Raw genomic sequence first — 20678 nt, forward strand, 5'->3', positions numbered from 1 at the left:
CGACAACCGCCGATGTGGCGAGCCCTTATCGCTTCAGACGGTGGCGCAGCGACTCCAGCAGGCCGATCAGCTCGACCCGTTCGCCCAGATCGAGCGCGGCGTAGGCCTGACCGGCCAGGGCGTCGGCCACCGACTCGGCCCACATCAGCCGGCGCACGATCGGGCCGGCCGGCGGATAGGGCGGCTGCCACCCGAACGCCACCGCGCCGGTCTCGCCCTCGGGACCGGCGATGATCGCCTGCAGCGGGGTCAGCCCGCTCGCCCGCACGGCCACCAGCTGGACGCCGAGCCGGTGCTCGTGCAGCAGGTGGAGCAGCACCGCGGCCTGGGCCCCGGGCGCCTGGTCGGGCACCGGCATCGCCCGCCACGCGGCGAACAGCGGCAGACCGGCGTAGTCGATGGCGATCACCACCCGGCGGACCAGCTCGTGCAGCCGGGCCAGCCGGGGAAAGCCGCCGAGCTGCTCGACACCCCACGTGCAGAGCTCGTGCAGGTGCCAGGTGGCCACCTCCATCGGGGCCGAGGTCTTGGCGGTCGCCTCCCAGCCGTCGATGACGGCCTCGGGCGCGATGAGGCCGATCGAGGCGGCGACGGTCTCCGGGCGCACGTCGCCGAGCGCACCGGCGCGCGCGGAGACGTGATAAGCCCAGCCGGAGAGACCCAGCAGGCGCGCACGGCGCAGTGTCTGGGGTGACTCGGCAAAGGCACCCACGATCGTCGCTAGCCCCGTCTTGGCGTTGGCGGCTGCCTGTTCGGGGGTCACCCGCCCGATTCTGCTCTCCCGTGCCCGTTCTGGAAAATATTCTTCCCGTCCACACCGGCGAATCGGATCATTCCGGCTCGTCCGATTCAAGATCCTCCAGGGCGGCCTGCACGTCGCCGACCTGCCGCCGGGCCGCCGCGGTCTCCCGTTCCGCGAGGCGGCGCGCCTGCTTGCGGCGGGCGACGTCGGCCTGGGCCTCGGTACGGCGGCGTTCCAGTTCGGCCAGCTCGGCGTCCAGGTCCTCGACGAGGTGACCAGCGTCACGTTCGGCCGCCTCGGCGCGTTCCAGTTGCTCGTCGGCCCGTTTCTCGGCCGCCTGCGCGTTGGACAGTTCCCGCCGCAGCTCCCGATGACGCTGCTCGTACTCGCGGCGGCGGCGTTCGGCGGCCCGATCGGCGTCTTTCTCTCGGGGGAACTCGACGACCTCGCCACCCTCGTCGCCTTCGTCATCGTCCTCGGCGTGGGTGCCGGCCTCGTCGGTGACCAGGCGGAGACGCGGGCGGGGCACCTCACCGAAGCCGGCGTAGGTGGCGGCCCGGATCAACCTTCCCGTACGCACCTGGGCCGCGATCTCCGGTTCGGCCAGCGCGGCGGTCAGCGTCGCCTCCACCTCGCCGAGCGGCAGCTTGATCGACGGCTCCTCGGCCCGGGCCAGCATGCCCGCCGCCGACACCAGCGCCGACACCACCTGGCGGCGCTGGTTGGTGAGCTCGCGCAGGGCGGCCCCGTCCAGCCCCCGCTGAGCCTCGCGCAGCGCGGTGGACAGCTCGACCAGTTCCTCGATCAGCTCCGGCCTGCGCAGCGCGAGCAGATTGACCACCCAGGCCGCCACGGTCGGCTTCTTGAGCGCGGCCAGGCGCTTGGCGGTCGCCCGGTCCCCCGCCTTACGGGCATCCTCGATCGCGGCGCTGCGGCTCGCGACGAAGCCCTCCGGCGGCGCCTCGTAGAGCCGCTGGATCAGATCATCGGTGGCGCTGGGCACGTCAGGCGATGATCGTGCCGGGCGCGACGTGGGCGTATTTCGTGCCGCCGAGCCGCTCGAGATGACCGTCCGACACACCCGCCCCGATCGGCGTCAGCAGAAAGTCGTGCAGCGCGAAGGCCCGCCCGGGTTTCACCGCACGGACGAAGTCGATCGACTCGGAAAGCTTCATCCACGGAGCATTCAACGGCGCGAACAGCGTGTCCACCGACGTGTCCTCCGGCACGGTGAACGAGTCTCCCGGGTGGTAGAGATTGGCCGCCCCGTCGGAGACCAGATAGCCCACGTTGGCGATGCGGGGGATGTCCGGGTGGATCACCGCGTGCTGACCGCCGTGCACCCGCACCTGATAGCCGGCGACATCGAGCTCGTCGCCCGGCTCGACCGCGGTCGACACGTCGGCGAAGCGCGGGTGCTGGGCCAGCACGTCCGTGTGGGCGTACAGGCGAAGCTCCGGCCTCTTCCCGAGTGCCTCGGTGAGCGCATCCGGGTCGAGGTGGTCGATGTGCTCGTGCGTGATCAGCACCGCGTCGGCTCCGTCCAGCGCCTCTCGCTCACTGAACGCGCCCGGATCGATGACGAGGACGCCCGCGCCCTCGACCCGTACGCAGGAATGGGTGAACTTCGTGATCTGCACGGGACCCCTCCGCCGCCGATTCGTAATCGCTCAACACGCAGTCTGCCGGAACCGGAATACCAATGCCGCACGTCCCAGGAGCACACCGAAACGGGGATGGGAGAAACATGCGCGCGATTCGTACGCGATCGACATATCTGCTGGGAACAGTTCTACTCGCCGGAGTTCTGCTGGCCGGATGCGGGGACGGGGCCACCGACAACGCCTCGTCCACGTCCGGCGGTGCACCCGCGGTCGGCGAGGCCGCACCGGCCCCCAACGAGGCCGCCGACCAGGCCGCCGGCAAGGACGCCCCGGCCCAGGCCCCTGACCTGCAGGTCGACCAGCGCTCGATCATCTATCGGGGCAACACCACCGTGCGGGTCGACAACGTCAACGCCGCCGCCGGGCAGGCCACCGGCATCGCCAAGACGGCCGGCGGCTTCGTCAGCGGGGACAACCGGAGCAGCGGCTCCGGCGCCGACACCGCGACGATGGAGCTGCGGATCCCGGCCGACAAGTTCGCGGCCGTGGTCGACCAGCTGTCCAAGCTGGGCACCGAGGAGCAGCGTCAGATCAACACCGAGGACGTCACCGACCAGACCGTCGACCTGGACGCGCGGATCACCGTGCAGCAGGCCCGGGTCGACAGCGGCCGCAAGCTGCTGGCCCAGGCCAAGTCGCTGAACGACCTGGTCATGCTCGAGCGCGAGGTGGCCACCCGCGAGTCCGACCTGGCGTCACTGCAGGCCAAGAAGCGGCACCTGGCCGACCTGACCGCCCTCTCGACGATCACCGTCACGCTGCTCGACCCGCAGGCCGAGGTGGTCACCGACGACGGTCCGCCCGGATTCCTCAGCGGCTTCGGCGCGGGCTGGGATGCTCTGCTGGCCTCGCTCAAGGTGCTGCTGACCGTGCTGGGCGCGCTGCTGCCGTGGCTGATCGCGTTCGGCCTGCCGATCTGGGCGATCATCTATCTCGTACGCCGGTTCAACCGCTCCCGCCGTCCCGGGGCCGCGGTCTACGCCACGCCCGCCGGGCCGCTGCCGCAGCACCCGCCCGTCTCGGGCCCGCCGGCGTCCGGTCCGCCCGCGCCGCCGCAGCAGCAGCCTTAGAACGCGGCCGTCGCCCTCAGCGACTCAGACGGCCTAGGCGGTGTGGACCATGACCCGCACCGCCTAGGCCGACCTCAGACAGCGGCCGTCGCCCTCAGCGACTCAGACGGCCAGGGCGGTGCGGACCATCACCCGCACCCCCTGGCCCGACCTTAGAAAGCGGCCGTCGCCAGGGCGGCGAGAGCGGTGTGGACCATGACCCGCACGCCGTAGCCGATGCAGCTCTCGTCCACATCGAAGTCGCCCTGGTGCAGGTCGTGCTTCTCATCCGACCCGGGCACCCCAGTGCCCAGCCGGATCATCGCGCCCGGCACCTGGTCGAGGTAGAACGCGAAGTCTTCCCCGCCCATGCTGATCTCGGCCTCGACGACCCGCTCGGGGCCGAGCGCGGCACCGGCCGCCCCGGCGATGACGGCGGCCGCCATCCGGTCGTTGATCACCGGCGGGACACCGCGCTGGTAGGACACCTCGACGTGCGCCCCGGTCGGCGCGACCACGTCCTTGATCAGCTGGGTGACCAGTTCGGGGGCGGTGCGCCAGGCCTCGCGGCTCAGGATCCGTACGGTGCCGCGGGCGTGGCCCTCACCCGGGATCGCGTTGAACGCCTCGCCCGAGTGCACCGCGCCCCACACCATGGACAGGCCGGCCCGCGCGTCGACCCGGCGGCCGAGCAGGGCGGGCGTGTCGACGATGACCTTGCCCAGCGCGTACACCAGGTCGGCGGTCAGATGCGGCCGGGCGGTGTGCCCGCCGGGGCCGGTCAGCGTCACGTCGACGGTGTCGGCGGCCGCGGTGAACGGGCCCGAGCGCACCCCGACCAGGCCCGCGGGCAGCTGCGGATAGCAGTGCAGCGCGTAGATGGCGGAGACGCCCTTGAGCGCGCCGGCCGCGATCAGCCTGGGCGCTCCGGAGGGGACGCTCTCTTCGGCGCACTGGAAGATCAGGCGGATCCGGCCGGGCAGCCGGCCCTCGCGGTGGAGCTGCTGGAGGGCCAGGCCGAGGCCGAGCATCACGGTGGTGTGCACGTCGTGCCCGCAGGCGTGGGCCACGTTGGGCACCGTCGACTTGTAGGGCACGTCCTTGAGGTCCTGCAGCGGCAGCGCGTCGAGGTCGGCCCGGAAGGCGATCACCCGGTCGCCCTCGCCGATGTCGCAGATCACGCCGTTGCCCTCGGGCAGCAGGCGCGGCGCCAGGCCGGCCACGGCGAGCTCCCGGGCGACCAGGGCCGCCGTCTCGAACTCGTGGTAGGACGGTTCGGGGTGCGAGTGCAGGTGCCGTCGAATGGCTACGAGCTCCTGGCCGTGCGAGGCGAGCCAGCGGTCGAGCTGGCCGGGCAGGGGCTCGGCACCGGGCAACGGCCCGGGCCACTCCTTCTGGGCCGCTGCGGGCTCCGTCAGAGTAGTAGTCACGTCGGCTTCCGTATCGCTCTAGATGTTTGTCGGGTTTTCGCGATGCGCGACAGCTTAGACCGTTTTCGGTGACGCTGTGCAACGCCATTCCCGTACGCGCTTTATCGCTCACGGTGACGAAATCCCTGATGGGGACACTTGGTCAACAGTGACACGGCATGCGAGTGATGGGCACGCCGCGTGTGTTCTAGAAGCGTTCCACCGGGTGGTAAACGCCCCATACACCGCGCAAGGTGTGGCATACCTCGCCCACAGTGGCACGAAGACGCAACGCCTCTTTCATCAACGGTAAGACGTTCTCGGTTCCCCCGGCGCCCTTCGCCAAATCCGCCAGCGCCGCCTCGACCGCGTCGTTGTCCCGTTCGGCCCGCAGGGTGGCCAGCCGGGCGACCTGGGCGGCCTCGATCGCCGGGTCGACGCGCAGCGGCTCGTAGCGCTCCTCGGCGTCGGCCGCGAACCGGTTGACCCCGACCACGACCCGCTCGCCGCTGTCGATCTCGTTGGCGATCCGGTAGGCCGAGGCCTCGATCTCCTGTTTCTGGAAGCCCTGCTCGATCGCCTCGACCGACGAGCCGTAGGAGAAGACGCGCTCGATCAGCTCGGTGGCCTGCCGCTCCACCTCGTCGGTCATCGCCTCGATGGCGTACGACCCGGCGAACGGGTCGACCGTGCCGGTCAGGCCCGACTCGTAGGCCAGCACCTGCTGGGTGCGCAGGGCCAGGCGGGCCGACTTCTCGGTGGGCAGCGCGATCGCCTCGTCGTAGGCGTTGGTGTGCAGTGACTGGGTGCCGCCGGCCACCGCGCCCAGCGCCTGGATCGCCACCCGGACCAGGTTGACCTCGGGCTGCTGGGCGGTGAGCTGCACGCCCGCGGTCTGGGTGTGGAAGCGCAGCATCAACGACTTCGGGTCGCGGGCGCCGAACTCGTCGCGCATGATCCGGGCCCACATGCGCCGGGCCGCGCGGAACTTGGCGATCTCTTCCAGCAGCGTGGTGCGGGCCACGAAGAAGAACGAGAGGCGGGGGGCGAAATCGTCCACGGCCAGGCCCGCGGCGAGCGCCGCGCGTACGTATTCGATGCCGTTGGCCAGGGTGAAGGCGATCTCCTGAGCGGGCGACGCGCCGGCCTCGGCCATGTGATAGCCCGAGATCGAGATCGTGTTCCATTTCGGGATCTCGGTCCGGCAGTACGCGAAGGTGTCGGCGACCAGGCGCAACGACGGCTTCGGCGGGAAGATGTAGGTGCCCCGGGCGATGTATTCCTTGAGGATGTCGTTCTGGATCGTGCCCTGCAGGGCCGAACCGGGCAGCCCCTGCTCCTCGGCCACCAGCTGATAGAGCAGCAGCAGCACCGAGCCGGGCGCGTTGATCGTCATCGAGGTGGACACCTGGTCGAGCGGGATGCCCGCGAACAGGGTGCGCATGTCGTCGATCGAGTCGATCGCGACCCCGACCTTGCCGACCTCGCCGTGCGCGATCGAGTCGTCCGAGTCGTAGCCCATCTGGGTCGGCAGGTCGAACGCGACCGACAGGCCCATCGTGCCCGCCGCCAGCAGCTGGTGGTAGCGGGCGTTGGACTCGGCCGCGGTGCCGAAGCCCGCGTACTGCCGCATGGTCCACGGGCGCTTGGTGTACATCGTCGGGTACACGCCACGGGTGTAGGGGAACTCGCCCGGCTCCCCGATCGGCGCGTCCGGCGGGACGTCTTCCGTCCGGTAGACCGGCTTGATCTCGAAACCCGATTCCGCGTCCACACCCCGGATCTTAAGCGCAGGAAAGCTAGGGAAGAGTGAGGACTTTTGCACTCTGCGTCCGAAACTGTCCACACAATGCGATTTCGCGGTCACCTACTGTCGAGTTCTCCGGAACACGGTGCCCGCGACTTTCAAATCCGGGTGGGGGCACGGCAAGATAGCGGGGTTCTCCTCGACGGCCCCTACACCCCTCGGTGGCAGACTCAGTGACTCAGATTCCGACGTGGAGCGGTGGCAACAACGCTCCGACCAGCGGACGCGCAGCCCCGGGCACGCTCATCGGCGGGCGGTACACCCTTCGCGCCGCGGTCGGCCACGGTGGCATGGGCACGGTGTGGCGCGCAGCCGACACCCTGCTCCGCCGTGACGTGGCGATCAAGGAGGTCATCCTCCCGCCCGGCCTCGCCCCGAGCGACCGCGACGCGATGTACGAACGGACCATGCGCGAGGCCCGCGCCGCGGCCGCCCTGCAGCACCCCGCGGTCGTGCAGGTCTACGACGTCGTCCACGAGAACGGCCGGCCGTGGATCGTGATGGAGCTGCTCGACGCGCGCAGCCTGGCCGACATGGTGATCGAGGACGGGCCGGTCTCGGCCCGCGTGGTCGCCAAGATCGGCATCGCGCTGCTGGGCGCGCTCGAGGTCGCCCACGCCCATGGCGTGCTGCACCGCGACGTCAAGCCGGCCAACGTGCTGATCTGCAACGACGGCCGCTGCGTGCTGACCGACTTCGGTGTCGCCCGCATGCCCACCGACGTGCAGCTGACCACCCCGGGCATGGTGCTCGGGTCGCCCCACTTCATCTCGCCCGAGCGCGCCATGGGCAGCTCGTTCGGCCCGCCGAGCGACCTGTTCTCACTGGGCGTCACGCTCTACACCGCGGTCGAGGGCCGGCCCCCGTTCGACAAGGGCGACCCGATCGAGACCATGCATGCCGTGGTCGAGGATCCGCCCGCCCCGGCCGTCCGTGCCGGTTCGCTCACCCCGGTGCTGATGGGTCTGCTGGAGAAGGACCCCGACCGGCGGATGGACGTCGGGACCGCCCGCACCATCCTGCGCCAGCAGCTGGCCGGCCCGCTGGCCAGCACCAAGCCGCCGCACATGATGACCGACCCCTACTCGGTCGTGCCCGCTCAGCGCCCGCCGGCCGCGCCCGCCGAGACCCAGCCGATCCCGCCCAGCACGAACGGGCAGATCGGCGGCCGGGCCATGCTCGCGCCGGGCGACTCGCTCACCGACCACTTCAACCGGGTGCAGCAGGGCAACACGCACACCCCGGGCACGGCCCGGCGGCGGGCGGCGCAGTCGACGCCGACCGGCATGATGCCGGCCACCGGTGTGCCGTCGTCCGGTGACACCACGAGCATGCTGCCGCCGCGCGAGGCCTGGAACGGCGCGCAGGCGGCCGGCACCGTCTCGGGCAGCTCGGCCGCCAAGCACAAGGCCATGCTGGCCAAGGCCGTGGCCACGACGAAGGACACCACCGGCCGCGCCGTCGAGACGGTGCAGGGCTGGCCGCGGAACAAGCAGCTGATCGCCGGTGGCGGTGCACTGGCCGTGGTGGTCCTGCTGATCGTGGTGTTCTCGCTGGTCGGCAGCGGCAAGGACGACACCGGCGCCCCGGTCGCCGGTCCGCCGGGCAGCGCCGCGGCCCAGCCGGCCGCACTGCCCACCCAGCAGTACAACGACCGCGGGATCACCGTGCTGGTGCCCAAGGCGTGGGCCCGCAAGGCCGGCGGCAACTGGGTCGACTACGTGGATCCGGCCGACGCCAAGCGCAAGGTCCGCATCCTGGTCGAGCCGGCCTCGTCCAAGGCGACTCCCCAGTCGTTCCTGGGCGTCGCCGAGAACACGCTGAAGACCCGCTCGGCGAGCTGCGTCGACCCGTACGCGCGGGTCGGCGTGACCGACGCCAAGATCTCCGGCCGGGACGGCGCCGTCCTCGAATACACGTGCGGAACCGGCGACACGGCCCGGCACGGGCTCTGGGGCGCGATCATCTCGGGCGGCAAGGCCTATTCGTTCTACCTGACCACCAGCGAGGCCCAGTTCGGCACGAGCAAGCCGATCTTCGATCAAATGATCAAGTCGTACGCCCTGGCCTCCTGACCCGCCCGGTCGTGCTATCAATCCCTGATGGCGCCTGACGACGATGTACGTGCCCTGGCCGATGCGTGGTTGGCCGACGACCCCGACCCGGCGACCCGGACCGAGCTGGACCGGCTGATCGCCGGGCTGCCCGGCACCGAGGCCGAACTGCGCGACCGGTTCGCCGGCCCGCTCACCTTCGGCACCGCCGGGCTGCGGGGCCGGCTGCGCGCGGGCCCGAACGGGATGAACCTCGCGGTCGTCACCCGCGCCGCCGCCGGGCTGGTCACCTGGCTGGCCGCCCAGGGCGGCGAGGGCCCGCTGGTGATCGGCTACGACGCCCGGCACGGATCCCGCGAGTTCGCCGAGCAGACCGCCCGGGTCGCCACCGGCGCCGGGCGCGAGGCCCTGGTCATGCCCGCGCTGCTGCCGACGCCCGTGCTGGCGTACGCGGTGCGGGCCTTCGACGCGGTGGCCGGGGTCATGGTCACCGCCAGCCACAACCCGCCGCAGGACAACGGCTACAAGGTCTATCTGGGCCGCGCGCTGGGCGGCCCCGGTGGTGACGGCGCCCAGATCGTGCCGCCGGCCGACGCAGGCATCGAGGCGGCCATCCGCGCCGTCGGGCCGATCGCCGGCATCCCGCTGGGCGCGCCGGGCACGCTGATCGACGACAAGATCCTTTCCCGGTACGCCCAGAGCGCCGCCACGGTGCTGGCCGAGGACGGCCCCCGCGACCTCGCCGTGGCCTACACGCCGATGCACGGCGTCGGCGGGTCGACGCTGGTGGCCGCGTTCGCCGCGGCCGGCTTCCCGGCTCCGGCCGTGGTGGCGGCGCAGGCCGAGCCCGACCCGGAGTTCCCGACGGTCGCGTTCCCCAACCCGGAGGAGCCGGGCGCGATGGACCGGCTGCTCGCACTGGCCGCCTCGACCGGGGCCGACCTGGCCATCGCCAACGACCCGGACGCCGACCGGTGCGCGGTGGCCGTCCCGACGGCCGGCGGCGGGTGGCGGGCGCTGCGCGGGGACGAGCTGGGCGTGCTGCTCGGTGACCACCTGATCCGGCGGGGCAGCGGGGGGACGTACGCGACCACGATCGTCTCGTCGCAACTGCTGGGGCGGCTGTGCGCGGCCCGGGGCGTGCCCTACGCCGAGACGCTGACCGGGTTCAAATGGATCGTGCGGGCGGCCGAGGAGCTCGCGTACGGCTACGAAGAGGCGCTCGGCTACTGCGTGGCGCCCGGCCTCGTACGGGACAAGGACGGCATCACGGCGGCGCTGACCGTGGCCGAGCTGGCGGCCGGGCTCAAGGCATCCGGGCGCACCCTGGCCGACCGGCTCGACGAGCTGGCCGTCGAGTTCGGGGTGCACGCAACCGACCAGCTCTCGGTGCGGGTCGACGACCTGGCCGAGATCGGGGCGGCGATGACCCGGGCCCGGCAGGCACCGCCGGCGACGCTGCTCGGGCTGGCGGCCGGCACGACCGATGACGCCGCCAACAATGTGCTCACCTTCCGCACCTCGTCGGTGCGGGCGGTCATCCGGCCGTCGGGCACAGAGCCCAAGCTGAAGGCGTACCTGGAAGTGGTCGAACCTGTCGCCTCGGGTGACCTGGCCGCCGCCCGCGCGAGGGCCGGCGACGGCCTGGTAGAGCTGCGGCGCGAGATCGCCGCAGCTCTGGGTGTCTGATCAGGCCGGCTTGGGCGTGCCCAGGGCCGCCTGGATCGCCTTGCTGAGCGTGGCCACGACCAGCGCCACGCTCGGCCGGACGATCGAGTCCTCCATGTTGCCGCCGGCCATGAACCCGGCACCTGAGGCGATCTGCTCGAGCCGGTCGTGGGCCCGGGCCGTCTCCTCCTGAGGCAGGCGCAGCGCGGGCTCCATGCGGCAGGAGAACAGCAGGGTGGCCAGTGCGGCGGTGCGCTCGTCGCAGATCGCGCCGGTGGTCAGCGCGTCGGCCAGCCGCTTGCGGATCTCGGCCTCGAAGGCCGGGTCGGTGGTCGGGTAGCGGTGCACGTGGATGACGCCCATCTGGGTCTCGTCCACGTCCTGCACGATGCCCCGGGCGACCAGGTCTTCGAGCACGCGGGTGCGCAGCCGGTGCCGCATGCGCTGCAGCCACTGGGCGGGCGTGTGCGGCTCGGCCTCGGCGGCCTTTTCGAGCACGAGGTCGGCGATCGGCTCACCGGTCGGGGTGGCGTCGAGCACCTTGAGGAAACCGTCGACGTACGCGATGCGCCCCGCCAGCGCGAGGTCGACCAGCACGGCGGCGGCCATCCCGAGGTCGAGGCCGATCCGGGATCCGGTCGCCTTGCCGGTCTGGTCGTCGTACGCGAGGAGGAGCAGTTCCTCGGCGAGAGGCATGGAGGTCATGGATCGAAACGATAGTGTCCCCAGTCACGCAATCAGATCGCCAGGTCGGTTATATCCAGGTTGTAGTGGTTGGCTTAAAGTCGCAGCCGTGCAGGCGATCATCGCGACTCTCGGTTACGTGTTGTCCCCCGATCGGCACGAGGTGTTGATGGTGCGGCGGGACACCCGTCCGGATGATCTTCATTTCGGCAAGTACAACGGGTTGGGCGGCAAGCTCGAGCCGGATGAGGACGTGGTCAGCGGCCTGCGTCGCGAGATCCACGAGGAGGCCGGCCTCGACTGCACGACGGTCGAGCTGGCGGGCACGATCTCGTGGCCCGGCTTCGGCCGCGGCGGGGCGAACTGGTTCGGCTTCGTGTTCCGGATCCCGTCGTGGACCGGCACCCCACCGGCCGGCAACGACGAGGGCAGCCTGCACTGGGTGCCGGTCAAGGACGTGCTGGCCGGCAACGTGCCGATGTGGGAGTCCGACCGGCACTTCCTGCCCCTGGTCTTCGCCGACTCCCCACAGGTCTTTCACGGGGTCATGCCGTTCGCCGACGGCAAGGCCCTGAGCTGGAGCTTTGTCTCTTAAAACCTTCTCATTCCGCCGAACTGGCGGTCGCCGGCGTCGCCGAGGCCGGGCACGATGTACATCTTGTCGTTCAGGCCCTGGTCGATCGAGGCGGTGACCAGGCGCAACGGCAGCCCGGACTCCTCGAGCCGGCGGATGCCCTCGGGCGCGGCCAGCACACAGCAGATGATCACGTCGGTGCAGCCGCGGTCGACCAGCAGTTGGCAGCAGTGCAGCAGCGAGCCGCCGGTGGCCAGCATCGGGTCGAGCACCAGCACCGGCTGACCCGCGAGGTCGCCGGGCAGCGACTCCATGTAGGCGCGGGGTTCGAACGTGTGCTCGTCGCGGGCCAGGCCGACGAAGCCCATCGACGACTCGGGCAGCAGGGCCAGCGCCGAGTCGGCCATGCCCAGACCGGCCCGCAGCACCGGCACGATCAGCGGCGGATTGGCCAGCCGGATGCCCTCGGTCGGGGCCACCGGCGTGGTGATCGGGTAGGTCTCGGTGGCGAACAGGCGGGCCGCCTCGTAGACCACCATCGTGGTCAACTCGTGCAGGGACGCCCGGAAGACGCCGGAATCGGTGTCCGTCTTCCGCATCGCAGTGAGGCGGGTCTGAGCCAGCGGGTGATCTACGACGAGTACGTCCACGTCGACAACCTACCGGTCAATCAAGATCAACTGTCGGGGGGCTGCGTAGAATCCGATTCATGACTGCGACAGCGACGTCGAGGCTGTCCCACCTGGCCGACTCCCCCGCCGATCTCCGGACCTTCCTGCACGGTCTGCCCGGGGTCGACAAGGTGGGCATCGAGGCCAGGGCGGCGGCGCTCGGCACCCGATCGGTGAAGACGACCAGCAAGGCGCAGGCGATCGACCTGGCCATCCGGATGGTCGACCTCACCACCCTCGAGGGCGCCGACACCCCCGGCAAGGTGCGCGCGCTCTCGGCCAAGGCCCTGCGGCCCGACCCGGCCGACCCCACCTGCCCGCCGGTCGCCGCGGTCTGTGTCTATCCGGCCATGGTCCCGACGGCGGCCGCCGTGCTCGCCGGCTCCGGGGTCCACCTGGCCAGCGTGGCCACCGCCTTCCCGTCCGGCCAGGCCCCGCTCGAGGTCAAGCTGGCCGACACCCGCGACGCGGTGGCCGGCGGTGCCGACGAGATCGACATGGTGATCAGCCGCGGCGCGTTCCTGGCCGGCGACTACGCCAAGGTCTTCGACGAGATCGTCGCGGTCAAGGAGGCGGCCGGTCCGGCCCACCTCAAGGTCATCCTCGAGACCGGTGAGCTGGCCACCTACGACAACGTCCGCCGCGCCTCCTGGCTGGCCATGCTGGCCGGGGCCGACTTCATCAAGACCTCGACCGGCAAGGTCGGCGTCAACGCCACGCCGCCGGTCACGCTGCTCATGCTCGAGGCGGTACGCGACTTCCGCGAGCGTTACGGACGCCAGGTCGGGGTCAAGCCGGCCGGCGGCATCCGCACGACGAAAGACGCCATCAAATATCTGGTGATGATCAACGAGACGTGCGGCGACGACTGGCTCAGCCCCGACTGGTTCCGGTTCGGCGCCTCGTCGCTGCTCAACGATCTGCTGATGCAGCGCACCAAGCTCACCACCGGCCACTACGCCGGCCCTGACTACTTCACGCTGGACTGAGGCCGATGCCGCTCTTCGATTACGCTCCCGCCCCCGAGTCCCGCTCGATCGTCTCCCTCGCCCCGTCCTACGGGCTGTTCATCGACGGCGAGTTCACCGAGGCCAAGGGCACCTTCAAAACGATCAACCCGGCCGACGAGGAGGTGCTGGCCGAGGTCGCGCTGGCCGCTCCGGAAGACGTCGACCGCGCCGTGGCCGCCGCCCGCCGAGCCTTCGAGAGCTGGTCGGCATTGCCCGGTTCGGAGCGCGCGAAATACCTGTTCCGGATCGCCCGCATCCTGCAGGAGCGGGCGCGCGAGTTCGCCGTGCTCGAGTCGCTCGACAACGGCAAGCCGATCAAGGAGTCGCGCGACGTCGACCTGCCGCTGGTCGCCGCGCACTTCTTCTACTACGCGGGCTGGGCCGACAAGCTGAAATACGCCGGCCTGGGTCCCGACCCGCGCCCGCTCGGCGTGGCCGGTCAGGTCATCCCGTGGAACTTCCCGCTGCTCATGCTGGCCTGGAAGATCGCGCCCGCGCTGGCCACCGGCAACACGGTGGTGCTCAAGCCGGCCGAGACCACCCCGCTGAGCGCGCTGTTCTTCGCCGACGTGTGCCGCCAGGCCGACCTGCCGCCGGGCGTGGTCAACATCGTCACCGGCGCCGGCGACACCGGCCGTTATCTGGTCGAGCACCCCGACGTCAACAAGGTCGCCTTCACCGGCTCGACCGAGGTGGGCCGCCAGATCGCCCGCTCGGTGGCCGGCACCGGCAAGAAGCTCACCCTCGAACTGGGCGGCAAGGCGGCCAACATCGTCTTCGACGACGCCCCGATCGACCAGGCCGTCGAGGGCATCGTCAACGGCATCTTCTTCAACCAGGGGCACGTCTGCTGCGCGGGCTCGCGGCTGCTCGTACAGGAGTCGATCGCTTCTCCTCTCCTCGAGGCCTTGAAGCGGCGGATGAGCACCCTGCGTGTGGGTGACCCGCTCGACAAGAACACCGACATCGGGGCGATCAACTCGAAGGCCCAGCTCGATCGGATCACCGAGCTGGCCGGGGTCGGCTCGGACGAGGGCGCGGAACGCTGGTCGCCGCCGTGCGAGCTGCCCGACCGCGGCTTCTGGTTCGCGCCGACCATCTTCACCGGGGTCACCCAGGCCCACCGGATCGCCCGCGAAGAGATCTTCGGCCCGGTGCTGTCCGTGCTGACGTTCCGCACGCCGGCCGAGGCGGTCGAGAAGGCCAACAACACGCCGTACGGACTCTCGGCCGGCATCTGGTCCGACAAGGGCTCGCGGATCCTGGCCGTGGCCGACCAGCTGCGCGCCGGTGTGGTCTGGGCCAACACGTTCAACAAGTTCGACCCGACGTCGCCGTTCGGCGGCTACAAGGAGTCCGGTTACGGCCGTGAAGGCGGCCGGCACGGTCTGGAGGCGTACCTTGCCTAAGTCTTCGACGTCGTCCCGCCTCGCGGTACGCAAGACCTACAAGCTGTACGTCGCCGGGAAGTTCCCGCGCAGCGAGTCAGGACGGACCTATCTGGTGGACGGCGACAACGTGGCCCTCGCCTCCCGCAAGGACGCCCGCGACGCCGTGGTCGCCGCCCGCGCGGCCCAGCCCAAGTGGGCCGGCGCCACGGCGTACAACCGCGGCCAGGTCCTCTATCGCATCGCCGAGATGCTCGAGGCCCGCCGGGGCGAGTTCAAGGCGCTGGGCGTCGCCGGCTCCGAGGTCGACGCCGCGGTCGACCGCTGGGTCTGGTACGCGGGCTGGTCCGACAAGATCGCCCAGATCGCGGGCGGGGCCAACCCGGTGGCCGGCCCGTTCTTCAACATCTCGGCCCCCGAGCCGACCGGCGTGGTCGGCGTGATCGCCCCCGAGACGCTCCTCGGTCTGGTCAGCGTGATCGCCCCGGCTGTCGTCACCGGCAACACGGTGGTCGTGGTCGCCTCCAACCCGCAGGCGGCGATCACCCTGGCCGAGGTGCTGGCCACCTCCGACGTGCCCGGCGGGGTGGTCAACGTGCTGACCGGGCGGGCCGCCGAGATCGCGCCCTGGCTCGCCTCGCACGACGACGTGAACGCGCTCGACCTGTCCGGCGTCGGCGACTCCGAGCTGGCCACCGAACTCGAAAGAGCGGCCGCCGGCACCCTGAAGCGGGTCGTCCGACCCGTTTCGGGCGTTGACTACTCGGAAGACCCGGGCACGGGTGCGATGACCGCCCTCCTCGAGATCAAGACGGTCTGGCACCCGAAGGGTTTCTGATCGTTCGCACCGGTCAAAGGGGAAGTGCGGGGGACGGTCAGCCCACGCCCAGGCACGCCCATTAGGGTGTGTCGGCAGAATCACCCGTCCCGCAGACAGCAGAGATCCCGGAGGTCACCGTGACCAGCCAGTCCGACGAGCCCGAGGCGTCCGCGCCCGTGGCCGCGCAGTCCACTGCGCCGGCGAAGTCTGACGACGGGCTCTCCGGGCGTGAGCTCTGGGACTCCGTCGGCGTCGAGCCGGTCGAGATCGCGCTGCCCGGCGGCGTCGCGCTCACCCTGCGCGCCTACCGTCAGGCCTCCACGCTGACCCCGACCGAGGTCGAGGTCGACGAGGACGACCCCTTCGAGGCTCGTAAGCGCCGCGCCCAGTCGGAGCCGGACGACGATGACGAGGAAGAGGTCATCGTCGACGAGGAGTTCCAGGCGCTGCTGGCCGAGGGCGAGAAGGACGAGGACGGCAAGGACGCGAAGGCGGCCGACGAGCCCGACCCGGCCGACTTCGACGACGAAGAGGACGAGGCCGCCGCCGAGGCGGAGGACGAGGAAGTACCCGCATTCCTCAGCCACAAGGGCCGGTTGATCGCCTTCAAGACGCCCGAGTCGCTGGTCTCCTTCATTCGTTCGGGTGCACCGCACGATCTCGCACAAATCGACTCCTGGGGCACCCTGGCCGACCGGGTACAGTCGACCGACATCGACCCGCTGCCGGAGAACCGCTACGAGCTCGACCTCGTGGTGGAAAACCTGCGCGGCGGGCACGACACGTGGGACCTGCCGCTGCTCATCGCCGCGGGCGAGGTGGCGCGTGACCTCGGTCACGCTCTCCGGCTCAAGCCGGTGATCCTGGCACTGTCGCCCGGTTCGCCGCTCGACGACCTCGACGAGTCCCTCCGTGCCGCGGAAAACGGTGGCATGGGTGGTTTCTTCGGTCGACGGCGACTGAAGAAAATCGGGGCACAACAGGCAAGTCTCGGCTGGCGCTCGGTAATCGGCAAGATCTCTGCAGCTGTGGACTGGCGCGACTGACCCCTCACCAGGGACCATCAATCCTTGGTCCACCGACAGCTGTCCCAGGGGAGGAGACGACGCCGTGGCGCTCGTGCGCGTGTACTGCGGTCTGGCGTCGGCCGATGACTCGGTGCGTGGGGCTTCGGCCGCACACCTGACCATCGCCGTCGTGGATGACGCAGGACGACTGCTCGGCGTTCACGAGATCAGCGACGATCCCGGCGGTTACGCCGAGCTCGGCGCGCTGCTCGTGGAACGGACGAGTGGATTCACCGACGCCGCGGTCGCCGCCGACAGCGACGACCACCTGGTCACCTCACTGCTCACCGCGGCCGGCCGGCCGCTGGTGGTGGCCGACGACGACACCACCGACGACTTCGCCGAGCGGTTCGCCGACGACGACTCTGTCGACGAGATGCAGGCGCCGCCGGCCGCCCGCCGGGCCGTCGGCCTGGCCCGCGCGCTGCAGGCCGGGGCGCTCGCCGCCGGCAGCCTGCCGGTGCCGCGCGACCTGGTCAGCTACAAGCCGGTGCTGGCGGCGCACGTCGCGCTGCTCACCGGTCGGCACGCGGCCGCCATCGCCCTGCGCGAGGTGCTCCGCGAGCTCTACCCGGCCGCGCTGCGGGCCTACCCCGACCCGGCCCACCCGCTCGCCCTCGCCGTGCTCGACGCGCTGCCCGAGCCGGGGCGGCTCACCGCCCTGGGCGAGCCCCAGCGCGTCGCCGAGCAGGTCGCGGTCGAGCTCACCCGGGCCGGCGCGGGCACCGAAGACGAGATCATCGCCGCCGTCACCGCGCTCCAGGTCGCGATCAGCGAGTCGCCCCGCCGCGGCGGGGTCAACAAGTCGCTGGCCCCGGCCGCGGGCGAGACGGTCCGCCAGGCAGTCGCCTCGGTGCGCGCCTGCGACGCCGCCTGCTCCTCCCTGATCGGCACCATCGCCGCCCGCAGTGCCCCGGCCAACCGGCGCACCCGCCGCACCACCGAGCAGCCCGCCGCGCTGCAGTCCGTGCCCGACGAGGGCTCGCGCTTCGGTCGCCGGCTGCGCCCCGAGCCCGCCTCGACCGGCACCGGCCCGGTCATCCCGCGGCCGCTCACCACGCCGCCGGTCGCGCCCGACCCGGTCATGCCGCCGCCGCTGGCGCCCCGCCCGGTCACGCCGCCGCCCGCGGCTCCCGCGGCCGCCGCCGCGTCCCTGTTCCCCAACCGTGGTCCCGTGCCCGGCAACCGGCCGATCTCGCAGCCGCCGTTGCCGCCCGGCATGACGCCGATCACGCCCGGTTCCCGTCCGGTCTCGCGCCCGCCGACGGGCAGCCCGACCGGCACGGTGTTCCCGGCCGCCTCGGTCTCGCCGGGCACCATGCCGTCGTCCGGCGTGCCCACCTCGGGCGTGCCCACTTCGGGCGGGCCCGGTGGCACGTCGCCGGCCGACACCGGCCAGCCGTTCCGGGCGACCCTGACCAACGCGGCCATCAACAACGCCCGCGCCGAGCGTCAGCGCACGGTCATCCCGCCGCGCCCGACGACCCGCCCCGGGGCCCCGACCGGCGAGGCCACCGACTACTCGCTGCCCATGCCGGCCCAGCGTCCGGGCGGGCAGGAGGCTCCCGAGCCCGGCTCGCGGGCCAACTGGCCGCTGATGAACACCGGTGGGAACGACGACCTCGCCACCCCGGCCGCCTCGGCCAGTGCCCCGCCCGCCGACGGCCGGGTGCGGCCGCCGTGGCAGGACATGCCGAAGGAGCCGCCGGCCCTGCGCCTGGTCGAGTCGCAGCTGGCCAACGGCCTCAACGCCCCGGTCGCCGACCGCCCGTCGATCTCCGACCCGCCGTCGCTACGGCTGGTCGAGGGTCGCAACGGAGTCCGTCGCCCGATGTCGTCGCCGTCGACCACGAGCAGCAAGCTGACCGCGCTCGACCGCAGCATCAACCCACCGGTGCCGGCCGACAGCAACGACACCGACCTGCTGATCTTCGCGGCGGCCCGCTCGGCCTGGTTCACCGGCCACAACGAGCAGTCCGACAAGATGGACTGGACCAACCCCAACGACTCGGGCTGGCGCGCCGCCGAAAAGGCGTCCATCCCCGAGGTGGCGGCCGAGACCGCGGCCGGTCTGCCCAAGCGGGTTCCCCAGGCCAACCTGGTGCCGGGCTCCCCGCTGCGCGACGAGCGCCCGCTGCGCATCGTCCGCGACGCGGCCAGCATCGCGGCTCACACCACGGGCTACTTCCGGGGCTGGCGGCGAGGTCAGGAGATCGGCGGCTTCGCCATGGGCGGCCGTCCGGGTCGCGAGGCGGCCGGCGGCTGGGACTTCACCCGTGACCGCGAGGGCGCCGACGACTTCCGCAACAACGCGGGGTCCAGCTCGCGCTAGGCCCACGACCAGACCGTTACGGCCCGGCCCCGCGTAAGCGGACGGCCGGGCCGCGGCGTTTCCCCGTTTTGCCAGTTTCAAACAGGAAAGACGCCGACGATGGATCGGTGACCACTCCCCCGCTGGCAGCCAGCCTCATCGTGCGCGACGAAGAAACCGAACTGGCGGGCTGTCTGGCCTCGCTCGACGGGGTGGTCGACGAGATACACGTGCACGACACCGGCTCGACCGATCGAACGCCTCAGATCGCCGCTGAGCTCGGCGCGACGGTTACCCGGGGGCAGTGGACCGATGACTTCGGTTCGGCCCGCAACGAGGCGCTGGCGGGGTGGAGCGCTCTCTGGGTGCTGACCGTCGACGCCGACCAGCGCTACATCGGGAACCCGCGCCGGCTGCGGGAGTTCCTGGACCGCACGACGGCCGACGTGATCGAGGTCGTCGTGGACAACGCCCACGACGAACTGCCGTACACGAACACCGCTGTCCACCTGCATCGCAAGACGGCCGCCCGATGGACGGGCCGGGTGCACGAGCGTCTGGTGACCGGCGACGGTCGTACGCCCCACGTCGTCGCCGCCCCGCGTGAGGCGATCGTGCTGCGGCATCACGGTTACGCCGACCCGACGACCCGTACGGGCAAAGCCCTCCGCAATGCCGCGCTGGCCCGGCAGGCCCTCAGCGACGCGGGCACCGACCGCGTTTTGGTCGCCCGCGCGCTGCTCGACCTCGGCCGGAGCCTGATCGGCGCGGGCCGCCGGCAGGAGGCCGCGAACACCCTGGAGACGCTGCGCGAGCTGTTCCCGGGCACCCCGGAATGGCTGCAGGGCACCGACTTCCTGGCCCGGCTCGTGCTGGCCGCCGGCTGCGACGACGTCTGCCTGGTGCTGGTCGAGCAGATGCGGGCGGCGGGCGCGACCCGGCCCTACTGCGACTGGCTGGCCGCGCAGGCCCTGGTCCAGCTGGGCGAGGTCGGCCACGCCGTCCGGCTGCTCGAGGGCATCCGCGAGGTGGTGGACACCGGCGGCCGGCGCCTCGACCCGCGCGCCCTGACCGAGCTCCGCAGCTTGATGGGACGGCTAGTCGCTGTCGGCTGACCCGCCCCGGCTCTGCCAGGTGCACAGGCACACGCGGTTGCCCTCGGGGTCGGCCAGCACCCAGAAGGCCGGCGCCTCGGCGTCGCTGACCAGTGTGCCCCCGGCGGCGATGGCGGCGTCGATGCGCGCCTGCACGTGGGCCGGGTCGAGCCAGAGGTCGGGGTGCCAGCGCTGCCGCGGCTCCTCGTCGCCGGACTCCTGGAACCACACCGTGGGGAGCCGGTCGGACGGGTCGACCACGTCGTTGTCGCCGGAGTCCTCCATGGCCAGCACCGCGGCCCAGAACGGCGACACCGTGGCCTGGGCCGGAGTGTCGAGGGCCCACTCGATCCGGGACACACCGGCCACCGACAGCCGCAGACCCAGTCCGTCCGCCACCACCGAGATCGCCCGGGCCATCCGCACGTCGCGGTCGGTCACGCCGCCCACGTCATGGCTGGTCAGACGGATGTCGACGGCCGGGTAGCGCAGGGTGACGTCGGGGTGGTGATGGTGCTGCTCGGCCACCTCGGCGACGGCGTTCACCAGCGCGACCCCCGTGCCGAAGTCTCCGGTCTCGATCCTGGTCTGCAGCCCGGCGGGCACCAGGACCCACCCGTCGAGGTTCTCGTCCGCGATCTGCTTCACATCGAGCTTCGTCATGCC

Annotated in this window: 18 protein-coding genes; 10 read left to right on the plus strand and 8 right to left on the minus strand. The window is 71.5% G+C overall.

What is annotated here, in order from left to right; all coding sequences use genetic code 11:
* Window positions 1–25: 25 nt before the first annotated feature.
* The 3 genes from KOI35_RS05305 to KOI35_RS05315 all read right to left on the minus strand — a co-directional run bounded on the left by KOI35_RS05305 (window position 26) and on the right by KOI35_RS05315 (window position 2382).
* Window positions 26–763 carry an SCO6745 family protein gene (locus KOI35_RS05305; protein WP_215784915.1) on the minus strand — a complete coding sequence of 246 codons (738 nt, stop codon included), beginning with the start codon at window positions 761–763 and terminating at the stop codon, window positions 26–28.
* 67 nt (window positions 764–830) lie between these two features.
* Window positions 831–1745 (minus strand): hypothetical protein, encoded by a 915-nt coding sequence (locus KOI35_RS05310; RefSeq protein WP_215784916.1) that lies wholly within the window; start codon window positions 1743–1745, stop codon window positions 831–833.
* A gap of 1 nt (window position 1746) precedes the next feature.
* Entirely contained in the window at window positions 1747–2382 is a 636-nt protein-coding gene (locus KOI35_RS05315; protein WP_215784917.1) for an MBL fold metallo-hydrolase, read from the minus strand.
* Between the two features lie 107 nt (window positions 2383–2489).
* On the opposite strand from KOI35_RS05315, the gene KOI35_RS05320 reads away from it, so the two are divergent.
* Window positions 2490–3476, plus strand: a complete 987-nt coding sequence (locus tag KOI35_RS05320; protein WP_215784918.1) for a DUF4349 domain-containing protein — start codon at window positions 2490–2492, stop codon at window positions 3474–3476.
* Window positions 3477–3628: 152 nt separating this feature from the next.
* On the opposite strand, the gene KOI35_RS05325 is transcribed toward KOI35_RS05320, so the two are convergent.
* Both KOI35_RS05325 and KOI35_RS05330 read right to left on the minus strand, forming a co-directional pair.
* On the minus strand, window positions 3629–4885 hold the full coding sequence (locus KOI35_RS05325) for an amidohydrolase (protein ID WP_215784919.1): 1257 nt from the start codon (window positions 4883–4885) through the stop codon (window positions 3629–3631).
* Window positions 4886–5072: 187 nt separating this feature from the next.
* Window positions 5073–6638, minus strand: coding sequence for an acyl-CoA mutase large subunit family protein (locus tag KOI35_RS05330; protein ID WP_215784920.1), 1566 nt, complete (start codon window positions 6636–6638; stop codon window positions 5073–5075).
* A 206-nt stretch (window positions 6639–6844) separates the two neighbouring features.
* On the opposite strand from KOI35_RS05330, the gene KOI35_RS05335 reads away from it, so the two are divergent.
* Together KOI35_RS05335 and KOI35_RS05340 are read left to right on the plus strand one after the other, a co-directional pair.
* The gene (locus tag KOI35_RS05335) at window positions 6845–8746 is read left to right on the plus strand and encodes a serine/threonine-protein kinase (protein WP_215784921.1); all 1902 of its coding nucleotides are present in this window, start codon (window positions 6845–6847) and stop codon (window positions 8744–8746) included.
* A 27-nt stretch (window positions 8747–8773) separates the two neighbouring features.
* The gene (locus KOI35_RS05340; protein ID WP_215784922.1) at window positions 8774–10414 is read left to right on the plus strand and encodes a phospho-sugar mutase; all 1641 of its coding nucleotides are present in this window, start codon (window positions 8774–8776) and stop codon (window positions 10412–10414) included.
* Here the strand turns inward: KOI35_RS05340 and KOI35_RS05345 are convergent, their stop codons facing one another.
* The gene (locus KOI35_RS05345) at window positions 10415–11098 is read right to left on the minus strand and encodes a GOLPH3/VPS74 family protein (RefSeq protein WP_215784923.1); all 684 of its coding nucleotides are present in this window, start codon (window positions 11096–11098) and stop codon (window positions 10415–10417) included. It abuts the gene before it with no gap.
* Window positions 11099–11186: 88 nt separating this feature from the next.
* Between KOI35_RS05345 and KOI35_RS05350 the strand changes: the two genes are divergently transcribed.
* A complete protein-coding gene (locus KOI35_RS05350) occupies window positions 11187–11672 on the plus strand; it encodes an NUDIX hydrolase (RefSeq protein WP_308120795.1) in 486 nt (161 codons plus the stop codon).
* Here the strand turns inward: KOI35_RS05350 and upp are convergent.
* Window positions 11669–12301: a uracil phosphoribosyltransferase gene (gene upp, locus KOI35_RS05355; protein WP_215784925.1), complete on the minus strand. Its 633-nt coding sequence runs from the start codon at window positions 12299–12301 to the stop codon at window positions 11669–11671. The two genes, KOI35_RS05350 and upp, sit on opposite strands and share 4 nt — an antisense overlap.
* Before the next feature lie 59 nt (window positions 12302–12360).
* On the opposite strand from upp, the gene deoC reads away from it, so the two are divergent.
* The 6 genes from deoC (at window position 12361) to KOI35_RS05385 (ending at window position 20033) form a co-directional block, all read left to right on the plus strand.
* Window positions 12361–13311 (plus strand): deoxyribose-phosphate aldolase, encoded by a 951-nt coding sequence (gene deoC / locus KOI35_RS05360; protein ID WP_215784926.1) that lies wholly within the window; start codon window positions 12361–12363, stop codon window positions 13309–13311.
* Window positions 13312–13316: 5 nt separating this feature from the next.
* Entirely contained in the window at window positions 13317–14741 is a 1425-nt protein-coding gene (locus KOI35_RS05365; RefSeq protein ID WP_215784927.1) for an aldehyde dehydrogenase family protein, read from the plus strand.
* Complete coding sequence (locus KOI35_RS05370; RefSeq protein ID WP_215784928.1) at window positions 14734–15558, plus strand: aldehyde dehydrogenase family protein; 825 nt, start codon at window positions 14734–14736, stop codon at window positions 15556–15558. The genes KOI35_RS05365 and KOI35_RS05370 overlap by 8 nt, the downstream gene beginning before the upstream one ends.
* Window positions 15559–15677: 119 nt before the next feature.
* A complete protein-coding gene (locus KOI35_RS05375) occupies window positions 15678–16586 on the plus strand; it encodes a SatS C-terminal domain-containing protein (protein WP_215784929.1) in 909 nt (302 codons plus the stop codon).
* A 64-nt stretch (window positions 16587–16650) separates the two neighbouring features.
* Window positions 16651–18939: a transposase gene (locus KOI35_RS05380; RefSeq protein ID WP_308120797.1), complete on the plus strand. Its 2289-nt coding sequence runs from the start codon at window positions 16651–16653 to the stop codon at window positions 18937–18939.
* A gap of 107 nt (window positions 18940–19046) precedes the next feature.
* Window positions 19047–20033 (plus strand): glycosyltransferase, encoded by a 987-nt coding sequence (locus tag KOI35_RS05385; protein WP_215784930.1) that lies wholly within the window; start codon window positions 19047–19049, stop codon window positions 20031–20033.
* On the opposite strand, the gene KOI35_RS05390 is transcribed toward KOI35_RS05385, so the two are convergent.
* On the minus strand, window positions 20016–20675 hold the full coding sequence (locus KOI35_RS05390; RefSeq protein ID WP_215784931.1) for a 4a-hydroxytetrahydrobiopterin dehydratase: 660 nt from the start codon (window positions 20673–20675) through the stop codon (window positions 20016–20018). The two genes, KOI35_RS05385 and KOI35_RS05390, sit on opposite strands and share 18 nt — an antisense overlap.
* Window positions 20676–20678 lie beyond the last annotated feature (3 nt).

Origin of the sequence: Paractinoplanes bogorensis (assembly GCF_018829635.1) — a bacterium.
GTDB lineage: Bacteria > Actinomycetota > Actinomycetes > Mycobacteriales > Micromonosporaceae > Actinoplanes > Actinoplanes bogorensis.